This window comes from Terriglobus albidus (assembly GCF_025685425.1).
GTDB classification, from domain to species: domain Bacteria; phylum Acidobacteriota; class Terriglobia; order Terriglobales; family Acidobacteriaceae; genus Terriglobus; species Terriglobus albidus.
The window spans coordinates 1-14,505 of the sequence record NZ_JAGTAS010000039.1; the positions used below are offsets into that span (position 1 = coordinate 1).

Annotated in this window: 14 protein-coding genes; 5 read left to right on the plus strand and 9 right to left on the minus strand. The window is 60.0% G+C overall.

From position 1 onward, the window contains the following. Positions 1–363: 363 nt before the first annotated feature. The 5 genes from rimM to OHL21_RS07595 all read right to left on the minus strand — a co-directional run bounded on the left by rimM (position 364) and on the right by OHL21_RS07595 (position 6,878). Entirely contained in the window at positions 364–912 is a 549-nt protein-coding gene (rimM, locus tag OHL21_RS07575) for a ribosome maturation factor RimM (RefSeq protein ID WP_263416648.1), read from the minus strand. Further along, a complete protein-coding gene (locus tag OHL21_RS07580; RefSeq protein ID WP_263416649.1) occupies positions 909–1,418 on the minus strand; it encodes a DinB family protein in 510 nt (169 codons plus the stop codon). The genes rimM and OHL21_RS07580 overlap by 4 nt, the downstream gene beginning before the upstream one ends. Before the next feature lie 12 nt (positions 1,419–1,430). Beyond that, positions 1,431–2,198 carry an enoyl-ACP reductase FabI gene (locus OHL21_RS07585; protein ID WP_263416650.1) on the minus strand — a complete coding sequence of 256 codons (768 nt, stop codon included), beginning with the start codon at positions 2,196–2,198 and terminating at the stop codon, positions 1,431–1,433. Between the two features lie 326 nt (positions 2,199–2,524). Further along, entirely contained in the window at positions 2,525–5,122 is a 2,598-nt protein-coding gene (locus tag OHL21_RS07590) for a PBP1A family penicillin-binding protein (RefSeq protein ID WP_263416651.1), read from the minus strand. A 10-nt stretch (positions 5,123–5,132) separates the two neighbouring features. Continuing rightward, positions 5,133–6,878 carry a proline--tRNA ligase gene (locus OHL21_RS07595; RefSeq protein WP_263416652.1) on the minus strand — a complete coding sequence of 582 codons (1,746 nt, stop codon included), beginning with the start codon at positions 6,876–6,878 and terminating at the stop codon, positions 5,133–5,135. 82 nt (positions 6,879–6,960) lie between these two features. Between OHL21_RS07595 and OHL21_RS07600 the strand changes: the two genes are divergently transcribed. Further along, the gene (locus tag OHL21_RS07600; RefSeq protein ID WP_263416653.1) at positions 6,961–7,305 is read left to right on the plus strand and encodes an STAS domain-containing protein; all 345 of its coding nucleotides are present in this window, start codon (positions 6,961–6,963) and stop codon (positions 7,303–7,305) included. A 209-nt stretch (positions 7,306–7,514) separates the two neighbouring features. Continuing rightward, entirely contained in the window at positions 7,515–8,255 is a 741-nt protein-coding gene (locus tag OHL21_RS07605; protein ID WP_263416654.1) for a Crp/Fnr family transcriptional regulator, read from the plus strand. Positions 8,256–8,552: 297 nt separating this feature from the next. Here OHL21_RS07605 and OHL21_RS07610 read toward each other — a convergent pair whose 3' ends face one another. Then, complete coding sequence (locus tag OHL21_RS07610) at positions 8,553–9,539, minus strand: KpsF/GutQ family sugar-phosphate isomerase (RefSeq protein WP_263416655.1); 987 nt, start codon at positions 9,537–9,539, stop codon at positions 8,553–8,555. 76 nt (positions 9,540–9,615) lie between these two features. On the opposite strand from OHL21_RS07610, the gene OHL21_RS07615 reads away from it, so the two are divergent. Then, positions 9,616–10,251, plus strand: a complete 636-nt coding sequence (locus OHL21_RS07615) for a TlpA disulfide reductase family protein (protein WP_263416656.1) — start codon at positions 9,616–9,618, stop codon at positions 10,249–10,251. A gap of 2 nt (positions 10,252–10,253) precedes the next feature. Next, positions 10,254–10,730 carry a protein-disulfide reductase DsbD N-terminal domain-containing protein gene (locus tag OHL21_RS07620; protein WP_263416657.1) on the plus strand — a complete coding sequence of 159 codons (477 nt, stop codon included), beginning with the start codon at positions 10,254–10,256 and terminating at the stop codon, positions 10,728–10,730. A gap of 237 nt (positions 10,731–10,967) precedes the next feature. On the opposite strand, the gene gltX is transcribed toward OHL21_RS07620, so the two are convergent. From gltX to ispF, 3 genes are all read right to left on the minus strand, one after another. Further along, a complete protein-coding gene (gene gltX, locus OHL21_RS07625; protein WP_263416658.1) occupies positions 10,968–12,467 on the minus strand; it encodes a glutamate--tRNA ligase in 1,500 nt (499 codons plus the stop codon). Positions 12,468–12,547: 80 nt separating this feature from the next. Then, complete coding sequence (locus OHL21_RS07630; RefSeq protein ID WP_263416659.1) at positions 12,548–12,841, minus strand: hypothetical protein; 294 nt, start codon at positions 12,839–12,841, stop codon at positions 12,548–12,550. A 118-nt stretch (positions 12,842–12,959) separates the two neighbouring features. After that, positions 12,960–13,562: a 2-C-methyl-D-erythritol 2,4-cyclodiphosphate synthase gene (ispF, locus tag OHL21_RS07635; protein WP_263416660.1), complete on the minus strand. Its 603-nt coding sequence runs from the start codon at positions 13,560–13,562 to the stop codon at positions 12,960–12,962. 54 nt (positions 13,563–13,616) lie between these two features. On the opposite strand from ispF, the gene ispD reads away from it, so the two are divergent. After that, complete coding sequence (gene ispD, locus OHL21_RS07640; RefSeq protein ID WP_263416661.1) at positions 13,617–14,318, plus strand: 2-C-methyl-D-erythritol 4-phosphate cytidylyltransferase; 702 nt, start codon at positions 13,617–13,619, stop codon at positions 14,316–14,318. The last annotated feature ends 187 nt before the right edge of the window (positions 14,319–14,505 follow it).

A 14,505-nucleotide genomic window follows, 5' to 3' on the forward strand; every position in this document is an offset into this window, starting at 1 on the left:
CGCTCTTCCAACACTCCGCTCGCTCTCCAAGGCATGCCTGACTTCTACACGCCTCCGCTCGACCTCGCGAAAGTGTTACCTATCTCCCCGGTCTAATCTGTTACCCATCTGCCCGGTCTGTACCCCCAGGTACGGCATGGCTGAAGCCATGCCGTAAGCAAAACCGTTGCGCACCGCGCAACTAGTTCGCACCTGCGGTGCGAATGCCTTGCTTAAGGGGACGGCTTCAGCCGTCCCGTACAGAGCCGGAAGAGATTGCGGCTTTAGCCGCTGAGGGCAATGCGCGGGCAAAGCAAATTTCTCGCTCGCCACGAAATTACAAACGATCTTATTCCGCGCAGGCCGCCTCGAAGACGACCCCAGTTAACCGTTGATCTCCAGCAAGCCTTCCGGAAGATTCATCTCGATGCGTTTCGCTTCGAGGTCCATTGACTGGATATAGGCCTGCACGAAGGGGATCAGAAGTTCATCGTCGCTGTCGCGTTTCTTCACGACGAGAAGCGAGGCTCCGTGTGGGGATTCACTGCCGTGAACATCCATGACGGTGCCGATGGGGCGGTCGTGATGATAGAGCTCGCAACCGATCAGGTCTGCGATCCACACACGGTCTTCTGTGAGGGCGACGCGCTCTGTGTCGGGCACGAGCACCAGCTTGCCCTGCAGGGTCTCTGCATCATTGATGGAATCAATGCCGCTCAGCTTCAACACGACCCGGCCGGCATTGCGGCCCACGGGAAACCAGTGGCCTTCCACTGTGGCTGGTGTGGGTTCGCCGGAGGCGTTTTCCAGCAATACGGAAGTAGTTGTTGCAAAGCGCTCCGGAAAGTCGGTGAGCAGATCCGCCAACAGCTCGCCTTTGCGACCTTGCGGACGCAGAAGGCGAGCGATGGCGGTATAAGGTGAAGTGCTCATCCGAGGTTGATCGGCTCGTCCGCCGATGGTCCATACATGCCTGGGATAGGAACTTCCAGCAGGCGCAGATAGACGCCAAGCTGTGCCCGGTGATGGACAAAGTGATTGAAGAACATGGTGCGATAGGCCAGGATGCGGCTACCGGTAAAGAAGACGCGGTCATGGAACTTCAACTGCCAGGTCTTCTCCAACTCCTCGTCAGAGATGTTTTCAAGAAGTGTCCGTGTCTTTGCCGCAGTTTCAGCCAGCACCGCCGAGGCCTGAGCCGGGCTCTCGAAGGCGAAGCTCGGTAGTTTGCCCTGTGCCATGTCGAGGACCGGCTCGCTCAACACCTTGGCGCCAAAGCCCGGCAGGGTGGCTATGTGCATCACCAGCTTGCCGAAGAGCATGGACTTTTCATGGGGCTTCCAATCGGCCTTCTCGGCGGAGGGGAGCCGTTCGAAGAGGCGCTGGGCGCTTCTGATCTCCGCGTCGTAATCGGCCAGTAGAACATCTGCAATGCGCATGTCGGGTTCTCCTTACATTCCCGTGATGTTGTAACCGCAATCGACGTAAGTGATCTCCCCGGTGATGGCGCTGGCCAGAGGCGAGCACAGGAAGAGCGCCGCGCCGCCTACTTCGAGCTGATCGACATTCCGATGCAGCGGAGCACGCTCGGTTACGGTGTCCAGAATTTTGGTGAAGTCGCCGATGCCACGCGCAGCCAGCGTCTTGATCGGGCCGGCGGAGATGGCGTTGACGCGGATGTTCTTCGGTCCGAGCGAGGCGGCGAGGTAGCGCACGGTCGCTTCCAGGGAAGCCTTGGCCACGCCCATAACGTTGTAGTTGGGGAAGACCTTCTCGGCGCCGTAGTAGCTCAGCGTGAGGATGGCTCCGCCGTCGGTCATCAGCGGTAGTGCCGCGCGCGAGACGGCGATCAGCGTATAGACGCTGACGTCGTGCGCAATGCGGAAGCCCTCGCGGCTGGTGAAGATGAAGTCGTTCTTGATCTCATCGGGAGGTGCAAAGGCAACAGCGTGGACCAGGATATCGATCTTGCCGAACTCCTGCTGGAAGGCGGCGAAGGTGGAGTCGATCTCAGCATCGACGGAGAGGTCGCACTGGAAAGCCTTGGCGTTCTTCAGCTCCGGCAGCAGAGCATCGGCTTCTCTCTTCAGGCGCTCGTTCTGGTAGCAGAGGGCGATGGTCGCGCCTGCCTCAGAGAGCTTCTGGGCAATACCCCAGGCGATGCTGCGTTTGTTGGCCAGGCCAAAGATAACGGCAACTTTGCCGGTCAGATCAATCATGCGGTTACATCCTTTCCCGTGGGTTAGGGTAACAGCTTGACCAGCGTTATTGGGGAGCGTTTGCGCCTTGGCGCCGAAACAGCAAGCCTGGAATATTGAAACTGTTAGTCCGGTGGAATAGGTATCTGAACGAGGCTCGAACCGGGTGGGAGACGCGGGCTTCAGCCCGCGTGTTGTCGCCATTATAGGAAACGGGCTTTAGCCCTGGGCTTTCGTCGTGTGGCAGAAAAAGGCCCAGGGCTATAAAGCCCATTTACTTTTTTGATGCTTATCAGCGGACTGAAGCCCGCTGCTCCCACCGTTGATACGACTCTGGCGTGAGTCCTTTACTGCTGAGGTTGCGTAGGCTGTTGTTGCTTCTTATCGCCTCCGCCGCCGAAGATCTTCTGGAAGAAGTTCTTCTTCTTTTTCGGTTCCTCTACGACCGGATTCGGCGAAGAGCCCGGGTTCGGCTGCGCTACTGGATTCGGTGGAGGGCCTGAACGCACGGCGGCTGGATTCGGCGAAGCTCCCGGCTCATTGCCTGCGGGCGGCTGTTGGTTCTCCTGCGATTGCGTCTGTCCTCCGATGCCCAGCATCTTCTGGAAGAAGTTGCGCTGGTCGTCGCCCATATGCGAGCAGGTGTTATGCGGCTCGGTCCCAGCGAGGAAGGCTGCCGAGTAGGCGTTCGGGCAGGATGAGTCAGAGAGCAGGTTGGTGTTCTTATCCAGCCGCTCCATCACCACGCCGTCCGGATAGCTGAACGGCTTCATGTCGGAGTACTGCGGCAACTTGATAGCGCGGTTCATGAACTCCGCCCAGATGGGCGCCGCGGCCAGAGCACCTGCAAGTTTCACATCGGTATAGTCATCATTGCCGACCCACACAATGCAGATCAGGTTCGAGGTATAGCCCGCGAACCACGCATCGTGACTGGTGCCGGTCTTGCCCGCGGCCGGAGCCATGAAGCCGCGCTTGCGGGTCTCATAGCCGTAGCCGAAGTTCATCACGCCTTCCATCAGCGAAGTGGAGAGTGCGGCGACGCGTGGATCAAGCACCTGACGTGCCTCCGGCGCGAAGTCGGCGACGATATCGCCGTTCAGGTTGCGGACGCTGGCCAGTGTCCACGGATTCAGGTGCACACCGTTGTTGGCGAAGATGGTGTATGCACCGGCCATGTCGAGTGGGGTGGCGTCATACGCTCCCAGCGAGACAGCAGGCGTGCCGCGTGCCGCGGAGATGCCGGCCTGCCGCGCGAGTGCTGCGACGTTCTCAAAACCAACCATCTGTCCCAGCGAGATGGTCGCGTTGTTCAGTGAGTGCGCCAGCGCGTAGATGGCGGTAACGGAGCCGTGGAACTCATCCTTGTAGTTGCGCGGCGTATAGGTCTGACGGCCGTTGTCGAAGGTGAAGGTGGTGGGCTCGTCATCCAGCATCGTCGTTGCAGTGAAGATGCCTTTATCGCCGATCGTCTGACCGTTGATGCTGGCGTTGTACGCAGCAGCATAGACGAAGGGCTTGAAGATCGATCCTGTGGGCCGCTTGGAGGTGGCGTGGTTCAACTGTGAGACGCCGTAGTTGCGTCCGCCGACCATTGCCAGCACCTGCCCGGTGTGCGGGTTAAGGGCGACCAGAGAGACCTGCGGCCAGGTGATGGGGCCGTTGCCGCGATGTTGCTTGCGGACCATCTCATCCACGTTCTGCATGCCGATGGCAACAGCCTCTGACGCGGCACGCTGCAGATCCGGATCGAGCGAGGTGTAGATACGGAGCGATTGATGCGAGAGCTCCTGGTCGCCGATGCGCTGAACGAGTGTGTCGTGCACAACGTCGACGAAGTACGGCGCCTCAGAGGCATCGACGTTTGGTGGAGCCAGGCGAATAGGCTCAGCCTTGGCGCGCTCGGCCTCGCTCTTGGTGATGGCATTGGTCTCCACCATCGAATCGAGAACGATATTGCGGCGCTCCATCGCGCGCTCCGGATGCTTATACGGCGAGAAGTAATTGGGCCGCTGGATCATGCCGGCCAGCATGGCGCACTCTGCCAGATCAAGCTGCTTGAGATCTTTGCCGAAGTACGCCTGCGCCGCCTCACCAAAGCCGTTGATGGCGAAGCTGCCGCGCTGGCCCAGGTTGATCTGGTTGGCATACATCTCGAAGATCTGCTGCTTGGAGAAGCGGGCCTCGAGCTGGAAGCTGATGAGGATCTCGATCAGCTTGCGTTTGATGTGCTTTTCGGGAGTAAGGAAGAAGCCGCGCGCGAGCTGCTGCGTCAGTGTCGATCCGCCGCAGGCTTTGCGGCCGCTCAGCACATCCTGCACGCCGCACTTGATGGTGCGGGCATAGTTGATGCCACCGTGCTCGAAGAACTGACGGTCTTCGATGGCGGTGACCGACTGCACCATGCGTTGCGGGATGTCCTTGTAGCTGACCAGACGGCGTTTGATGCGGTTCTTATCTTCGGAGAGGCCGGTGATGAGGAGCGGCTCCAGCTCGTAGCCGCGCAGCGCCACACCGTTTTCGGCGGTGATGGACTGCACCTCTCCGTCGGCGGTGGTGATGGTCGCGCCGTCTGTGGAGTGGAAGCTCTGCGGACCCGGCTTGATGAGGATGGTATCGCCGCGCAGTTGGAAGGTGCCCATCTGCGGGTTGTTGTTATAACCGGCCTGGCGAAGCTCCTGCGCAATCGCGCCGGCGCTCAGCTTCTGGCCCGGACGCACCTCGCGCGGAGCCGCGAAGATTTGCGAGGTGTTGGTGAACATGGGACCGGCGTTCAGCCGGTCGTCCACGATCTTCTGATACTTGAAGTAGTAGTAGCCGAAGACGGAGAAGAAGAGGAGCAACAGCGCCGAGCACGCGATCAGCGCGGCCCGAAGGATACGAACGCCCAGCGAATGCTGGGCGCTGGTGCGGCTGTTGCCGCCGATCTTCACTTTTACGGCCATAGGCGTTCTCTTACTTAGACGCAGATTCGCAGACACGCGTCAGTGCCTGCGTAACTTCCTCTACAGCAACATCTACGCTCTCGTTGGTCAGGCGGTTCACAAACTCCACCTTCCCTTCGGCAAGTTTCTTACCGATGTTGATACGGAAGGGGATACCGGCCAGATCGGCATCCTTGAACTTCACTCCCGCACGTTCATCACGGTCGTCGAGAATCGTATCGAAGCCGGCTTTGTCGAGTGCCTGGGCCACGGTTTCGCCGGCCGCGCGAAGCGTCTCGTCGGCGACGTTCGTCACCGTGACCACTACTTCGAACGGAGCGATGGAGGGCGGCATGGCGTAGCTGATCTCGCCCCTGGCGTCGACACCGCGGTTGGCGGCAGATTGCTCGATGGCCGCCGTAAGAATGCGCTCGATGCCGATGCCATAGCAGCCCATGATGGGCATAACTTCCTTGCCTTCACGATCGAGCACACTGGCGCCCATCGACTCCGAGTAGCGGTAACCGAGTTTGAAGATGTGCCCGATCTCGACGGCCTTGCCCAGCTTGAGCGAGGTGCCGCACTTCGGGCAGGGCTCGCCCTCGTTGATGTTGCGAACGTCGGCGATGAGAGTCGGCTTGAAGTCCTTACCCGGCGTGACATTGCGCAGGTGGAAGCCTTCTTTGTTGGCTCCAGTGATCAGGTTCTTGCGGCCTTCCAGGGCAGCATCGAGGATGACGTAGTCGGCCTTGACGCCAATCGGGCCAAGGAAGCCGGCCGGAGCGCCGAATGCAGTCAGAATTTCTTCGGCAACCATGGGGCGTAGCTCTCCTCCGCCGACGGCAGTTGCGAGCTTGGCCTCGTTCAGCATGTGGTCGCCGCGCAGGAAGGCGACGATGGTCCTGGACTTGCCGTCGGGCGCGGTGACAACCATCGCCATGGTCTTCATCTGATAGACCGGCGCCACGTTCAGGAACGCGCCAACTTCGTCGATGGTGCGCTGGGTCGGCGTGGAGAGCTCTTCGACAACGCCGTCTTCGAGTTCCGTGACGACCGCGAGGGCACTGGTGGCCTTCTCCAGATTGGCGGCGTAATGGCAGTTCGGGCAGCTTGCAATAAGGTCTTCACCGGCTTCGGTGTAAACCATGAACTCCTGCGAGGCGGAGCCGCCCATCGCGCCGGAGTCGGCCTCGACGGCGACAAAGTCCAGGCCGCACCGCGAGAAGATATTCCGGTAGGCGCGGTCGTGTTTGTCGTAGCTTACGTCCAGGCCGGCAGCGTCGATGTCGAAGCTGTAGGAGTCCTTCATGATGAACTGGCGGACGCGCAGCAGGCCGGCCTTGGGACGGGGCTCATCGCGGAACTTGGTCTGGATCTGATACCAGATTTGCGGCAACTGCTTGTAGCTGCGCAGCTCCTTGCGGGCGATGTCAGTCATGACCTCTTCGTGGGTCATGCCAAGGCAAAGATCGGCGCCCTTGCGGTCTTTCAGGCGGAACATATTCTCGCCCATCACCGACCAGCGGCCGCTGGCCTCCCAGATCTCGCGTGGGTTCAGCGCCGGCAGAAGGAACTCCTGCCCGATGGCGTCCATCTCCTCGCGGACGATGGCGACGATCTTGTTGATCGAACGGTTACCGAGAAGCAGGTAGCTGTAGATGCCGGCGCCCAACTGGCGCACATATCCGGCCCGGAGAAGCAGCTTATGGCTTGCCACCTCGGCGTCGGCCGGAGCCTCGCGCAAGGTGGGGATAAAGAGCTGAGACCAACGATGCATAAGTGTTGATTGTATCGAAGGGAACTCGGCGAAAAACGATTCCGGCGCCCCCCGGTTCCTGCTTGGTATAGTGGTAGGCACCATGCCGCCTGTGCCCTTGAAGATTGATACCGCTCCTGGTGCGTTGGAGGGAATCCTCATCATGCGTCTTTCCGGTTCGTTGACGCTTGGCGATCTGCCCAAACTGCAGGCAGCGGCAAAGGCCTCTACAGAAGCCCTGGTGGTTCTGGATATGTCGGGCGTGCCGTACGTCGACTCGGCCGGGCTTGGCGCGATCATGAACTTCCATCTGGCGGCCCAGAAACAGGGCAGAAGGCTCGCTGTCGCGGCCCCGCAGCAGCGCATTGCCGCGCTGATGGAACTCACCAAGGTGAATACGGTGTTGAAGGTGTATCCCACCATCGCAGACGCCGAATCGACTCTGTAGCCTTAAGTCAGGCTTAAGGTTCAAGACCCAAAACGGGCTTTTTTTTCAAAAAGTTGCACTATGTGTGCTGTATGACAGACACGTATGTGCAGAATCATTCAGGATAGGTTCAGCACTTCGAGCTAAATGCTGAAAAATGCCCGAGATAGGCATGCCTTAAGGTATGGCATTCGTCGTGCTCTGTGTTGTGTTATGTAAGGAACCCCACGATGAATGAACTGGAAACGTCGGGGACCATGAATCAGCGGCCCCTGAACTGGATTTTGCTGCAACTCCCGGAAGCCACCTATGCCGCACTGCAACGGCATCTCACGCAAGTGGATTTACAGGTGGATACAACCATTGCAGAACCCGAGAAGCCGGCGGAATTTGTGTATTTTCCGCTGAGCGGATTCATCTCGCTGAGCGTACTTACTGAATCGGGCGATTCGGTTGAAGTGGCCACCATTGGCCACGAAAGCCTGGTCAATGTCGGTCCGCTGATCGATCAGCCTCTTGGGCCTCACCTGGCGACTGTCCGGGGCGAGGGTTCGGCTCTGCGTATCCGTTCGGCGGTGATGCGCGAGGAGGTACGCCGGGATCCGGCGCTGCTCCATGCCGTACATCAGGCGGCGTATCTCAAGATGGTGCAGATGGGGCAAAACGTGGTCTGCAACCGCATCCACTCCGTTGAGCAGCGCCTGGCGCGCTGGCTGCTGACAGCTTCTGACCGCATGCAATCGAACTCACTTCGGTTGACGCAGGAGTATCTGTCGCAGATGCTGGGTGCGCGCCGGTCGACCGTGACGATTGCGGCGGGCGATCTGCAACGCGCCGGACTGATGGAATACACCCGCGGCAAGATCCGCATCAAGGATCGCGCTGAGCTGGAGAAGGCAGCCTGTGAGTGCTATCACACGCTGCGCGCGACGATGGAACGGTTTAGACCGGCCGCGCTGAAGAAGGCTTAGGGGATCGATAGCCCATGCACCGGGGTGCCCCATCCCTTGCAAATCGGGGTGATAACGCAATGGTGGGGACATTCGCGCTCCGCGCGAACCGGTGGGAGCCGTGGGCTTTCAGCCCACGGTTTATAGGCTCGACATAGAAACGGGCTTTTAGCCCTGGGCTTTTCCTGTCAGACAGAGCAGGCCCAGGGCTAAAGCCCATTTACTTTTATGCCGTTATCAGCGGGCTGAAGCCCGCTGCTCCCACCTGGCCACAGCCACGCACTGGGTTGTCTTCACGATCAAAGTGGTCCATACACCCTAAACCAGCTCCAAGCCCCAGAGGTCGTGCAGGTGCAGGACTCCCTGCAGGGAGTTGTCTTCGGCCACTACCACCAGCGAGGTGATCTTCCGCTCTTCCATCACAGCCAGAGCGGAGGAGGCCAGGGCCTCGGGAGCGATGGTCAGTGGCGCCGTGTTCATCACGTCTGCGGCGGTGCGGGAGAGTGCCTGCGCCTGTTCTCGTTCCAGCAGGCGCCGCAGGTCGCCGTCCGAGATAATGCCGAGCAGCCTGCCGTCTTCGGCCACGGTGGTGACGCCCAGCCGTTTGCGGCTCATCTCGTGGATGACCTCCGGCATAGGGGTGGAGGGGGTGACGACGGGGATGGTGTCGCCTGCGTGCATAAGCTGCGAGACCAGCCGCAGCCGTTTGCCCAGCTTGCCGCCGGGATGGAGCTGGGCGAAGTCTTCGCTGCGGAATCCGCGTTGCCTTGCCACCTCGATGGCGAGCGCATCTCCGAGGGCGAGCATCACGGTGGTGGAGGCCGTGGGGGCGAGGTTCAGCGTGCAGGCCTCGCGGGAGACGGAGCAGTCCAGAACAATATCGCTTGCCTGGGCGAGCGCTGATTGCGGATCGCCGGTCATGGTGATGAGGGCGTCGCCCAGCCGCTTCAGTAGCTCCAGCAGGCGCAGAATCTCTTCGGTCTGTCCGGAGTAGGAGAGAGCCAGCACCAGATCTCCGCGGGTCAGCATGCCGAGGTCTCCGTGGATGGCTTCGGCGGGATGCAGAAACTGTGCCGGCGTACCGGTGGAGTTCAGCGTTGCGGCGATCTTCTGGGCGATAACTCCGCTCTTGCCCATGCCGGTAATTACGACGCGTTGACGATTGTTGGCACAGGCGGCCAGCCGCTGGGCGGCGTCGTGAAAGGCCTTGTGCATAGAGCCGTCCAAGCGTGCGGCCAGGCTCTCCAGGGCAGCGGCTTGAATGCGCACCAGATCGGAAGGGGTGATGCTGTTTGCGGTTTCCATCAGTCCAACCAGATGCTACACCGGCAGACGCGACTGTGAGCCGTGCCGGTACACTGGAATGTAGGAGACTTCAATCGTGAAGCGGAATCTGGCAGTACTCGGCGTCGTTGCGTTGTTGGTGGCGGCGCTGGTGTGGGCGGGGGTGCAGAACCTGCGCGCACGCCGTCTGGCGGCAGAGAAGGCAAAGCAGGTGCCGGAGCTTGCCATGGTGAAAGAGGGGGAGGCGCCTCCCACCCCGTCTGTGAGTGCAGATAACTTCGTGGGAGATCTGGATCTGCGGGGCAAGCCCGCACCGGCCTTCACCTTGAGCACGCTCGATGGCAAGAAGGTCTCACTCAGCGACTACAAGGGCAAGCCGGTGTTGGTGAACTTCTGGGCTACCTGGTGTGCGCCCTGCAAGCTGGAGATGCCCTGGTTCGAAGAACTCCGCAAGAAGTATGCCGATCAGGGATTCACCATCCTTGGCATCTCTGAAGATGAGGATGAGCCGAAGGAAGCGATTGCCAAAGCAGCCAACAAGCTGGGTGTGACCTATCCCATCCTGCTGGGCGATCACAAAGCGGATAAGGCCTATGGCGACTTCGCCATTCTGCCCATGAGCTTTTACATCGCCGGCAACGGCACTATCGTCGAGCAGTCGGCCGGGCTGGGCAGCAAGGACGACATCGAAAGCAAAATCAAAAAGACCATTGCTGCAACGGGAGCCATGTAACGATGAAGCGTCTACTGAACCTGCTGGTTGTACCGGTATTCGCCGCCGGACTCGCGTCCGCACAGATGAATGGCCCTGTGCCGAAGAGCTTCGTGACCTACGCCGCCGAGCCCGCGTCGATAGCGGCAAAGAAGCCCGCGGTGGTGGAACTGCACTTCAAAGTGCTCGATGGGTATCACATGAACTCGCACACGCCGAAGAGCGAGCTACTGATTCCTACGGTGTTGAAGCTGGAGCCGGCAACCGGTGTAAAGCTTGGCGCGATCGACTATCCGGCGGGTCATGAGTACAGCTTCTCGTTCAATCCACAGGAGAAGCTGGATGTCTATACCGGCGACGTCACGTTGAAGACGCACCTCACGGCTACAGCGGCGGGGACGTATACGGTAAAAGGCGTGCTGAGCTACCAGGCTTGCGATAACGCTGCCTGCTATCCGCCGAAGAAGCTTCCGGTGGAGATTGAAGTGACCGCGAAGTAAGAGTTGTTAGGTGGGAGCCGTGGGCTTCAGCCCACGGTCAAGCGACCATAAAGAATTTGGGCTTTAGCCTGGGCCTTTTCTGTAGCTTGTATGAAAAGCCCAGGGCTAAAGCCCAAGTCATAACAGGCGCTTTAGTCAGCGGGCTGAAGCCCGCTGCTCCCACCCAGATCGTGCTTCGCACGATGCCAATAAAAAGCAAAGACAAAAACAAAAAGCCCGGCATATGCCGGGCTTTTCTTATTTCTTTGTATTGGCGGCTGCCTTCTTCTGGTTATCGATGAAGCGCCGGATGCGGTCGATGCTGCGAGCTTTACCGAAGACCACCAGCGACTCCAGCAGCGGTGGTGACTGAGCGCTTCCTGTGAGGATGGCGCGCAGCAGCATGAACGCTTCCTTGACCGACCATTCCTTCGCGGTCAGCAGAGCACGCAGTGCTGCATCGATGGCTTCGGTGGTCCAGTCCGTTCCTTCCAGAGAGGTGAGCATCTCCGCGGCGAAGGCCAGTGTCTCTTCCGGCGTGCGTTTCTTCGGAACCCATACCTCCGCGGGCGGAGCGACGTTGTCGCGGAAGAAGAAGTCGGTCAGGTCGCCCCACTGCCCCAGCGTCTCCAGACGCGTCTGCACCAGCGGTGCAATGACGCGGATGTAGCTGTCGGAGAGGATGGTTTGTTTCAGGGCAGCGACGAACTCCTCCTGCGGAAGGGCGCGGAGGTATTCGCCGTTCAGCCACTTGAGTTTCACCAGATCAAAGACCGGTCCGCCGAGTGAGATGCGCTGGAACTCGAACTTCTCCACCATCTGAGCGACTGAGAAGATATCGACTTCCTTCGTGCTTCCGGCATTGGCGGCTTCGATTGGGTTGAGGGTCGGCATACCGCCGCCCATGAGACCCAAAAAATTGATCACGGCCTGGGGCAGGAAGCCGGACTCGCGATAGTAGATCAGCGAAACCGGATTCTTGCGCTTGGAGATCTTCGATTTATCGATATTGCGCAGCAGCGGCATGTGCCAGAACTTCGGGCGTTCCCAGCCGAAGGAGGAGTAGAGCAGTACGTGTTTCGGCGTGGAGCTGATCCACTCCTCGGCGCGGATCACGTCGGTGATCTGCATCAGGTGGTCGTCAACGACGTTTGCCAGGTGATAGGTGGGGAAGCCGTCAGACTTCAGCAACACCTGGTCATCGACGTTGTTGTGGTCAATGACGATCTCGCCGCGCAGCTCATCGCGGAAGGTGGTGGAACCGTCTTCCGGCACGGCCATGCGGATGGTGAAGGGCTTGCCGGCGGCGATGTTCGCCTCAATGGTCTCCTTCGGCAGGTACTTGCAGGTGCGGTCGTACTTGGGTGCGACCTTGGCCGCCATCTGCGCCTTGCGCTTGGCTTCCAGTTCCTCGGGGGTGCAGAAGCAGCGATAGGCGGTGCCGTTGTTGAGCAGCATCTGCACGTGCTCGCGATAGATCTTGGTGCGCTCCGACTGGCGGTATGGACCGTAGGGGCCGCCAACATCCGGACCTTCGTTCCAATCCAGACCCAGCCAGCGCAGCGAGTCGAAGATCATCTGCTCGGAGGTGGGGACAAAACGGGTGCGATCCGTATCCTCAATGCGCAGGATGAACTGTCCCCCGCGCTGGCGGGCAAAGATGTAGTTCAGCAGGCCAATGTAGGCGGTGCCGACGTGGGGATCGCCGGTGGGCGAAGGAGCAATACGGACGCGAGTAGGGCGGGCGGAATCAGTCATGCTGGATATCAGAACCAATTTCTGATTCTAGCGGAGATTCCGCCCGTCCCCGGGATTGCTCAGGCCATAGAAGCCACGGCTCAGGCCTGCGGCGGGGCCTCATAAGGCGAAGGCGGTGGCGGTGGCGGGTATCCGGCCGCTGCGTATAGCGGGACGACGGGCGTCTTCCACTGCGAGAAGGCCAGGACGTACAGCATCACGAGGTTCGCCAGCGGCACCACCATCAGAAACGAAAGCGCCGGCGCCATACCGGCTTTCTTGAAGATCTGCCAGAAGGGAACAATGAGGATGGCCGTAGCAATGATCCAGCACATAAGGATCACAGGGGCCATCAGGGCGATGATTGCGGATGGATCGGAATTACCAGAATTCATGCCAGCTCAACTCGCTTTCCTGAAGATGTGAGCCACTGTAGATGCTTTCCTTCGGTATGCCAATGAAAAAACGAAGGGCGACCGGTAGGACGCCATTCGTTTTGAGATGAGGCAAGAACTAAGTCAGATCGTCGGTATCGAAGGCCGGTTTGCGGCCCAGGGCGCGGGTGTCGTGGACTTCGATGCCGTCCACCAGATTCTTCACCGCCGCGTCGACATCGTCTTCCACGGCGATGGCGAGTTTGCCTTCGGGGGTCTTGATCTCTTCCAGCAGAACAGTCGCGTGGGCTACGGCTACGCCGTCCTGGTTCAGGCCTTCGGGTGTCTTGGCCTTGATGCCGACATCACGGGGTGAGACGCCGAGCAGCTCGGCCACACGGGCGCGCATGTCTCCGGCGATGGGAACGATCTTTGGCTTGGCCAGCACCAACACGGTATCGATGTTCACGATGCGATAGCCGGCGGCGGCGACCTCTTCCAATGCGGTGCGCAGAAAGATGTCAGAGGCTGCGCCCTTCCAGCGCGCGTCGCTCGGAGGGAAGAAGGTGCCGATGTCTCCCGCGGAGACGGCTCCGAGCAGGGCATCCGTGATGGCGTGCAACAGTACGTCACCATCCGAGTGCCCGGCCAGGCCCTCCGGACAGTCAATCGGCAGACCGCCGATGATGAGGGGAACGCCCGGTTTAAAGGCGTGAGAATCGAAGCCGTAACCAATTCGCATGCAAGCACCAGCATAAATGCACCGAGGGGACGCGATATACTCGCGTCCTGATATATGCGAGTCTTTGTCATTCTTCCAGCGGCCGGAATCGGCACGCGCATGGCGGCGGCAGGAGCTGCCGCTCCCAAACAATTTCTCGAGCTGGGTGGCCAGCCGATCCTGATCCACAGCTTGAAAGCCTTCGCCGGAGTCGCAGAGGTCACTGAGATTCTGGTCGCGGTGCGGCCGCAGGAGATGAAGCGGGTCCACCAGCAGGTTGCGGCGGCAGGTCTCAACGGCCGTGTCCGGGTCGTTGAAGGTGGAGAAAATCGCCAGGGATCGGTCGCCAATGCGCTGGCCGCGCTGGACTGTGCCGATGATGACATCGTGCTGGTGCATGATGCCGTGCGTCCTTTGATCGACGGGCACACCATCGAACGGACGATTGCGGCCATCCAAAAGCACGGAGCGGCGATCGTCGGCGTGCCGGCGATCGACACCATCAAACAAGTGGAGCGCACCGCCGACGGAGCGATTATCACCGGCACCATTCCGCGCGAGCTGATCGTGCAGGCGCAGACGCCGCAGGGCGCGACGGCCGCCCGATTGCGGAGAGCCTTTGCGGAGGCCAATGCCGATGGCTTCAGCGGAACGGACGAGGCCAGTGTGTTGGAACGCGCCGGGATGGAGGTTGCCCTGGTGGCAGGATCACCGCGGAACTTCAAGATCACGCAGCCGGGTGATTTGGAACTGGCGGAGTTTTATTTGAAGCATTAGACCTGTCGTTTCCGGTGGGAGCAGCGGGCTTCAGCCCGCTGATTCACGTCGGAAATTAGATGGGCTTTAGCCTAATGTCACTTACTTTTTGATTTTGGGAGAGGACCGAAGTGATGTTTTGAGGGGAAGGATTTTCCTTTTCCCCAGATTTCGCGAGGGTAAGATCGATGTTTGGTTCGTTGTGGAA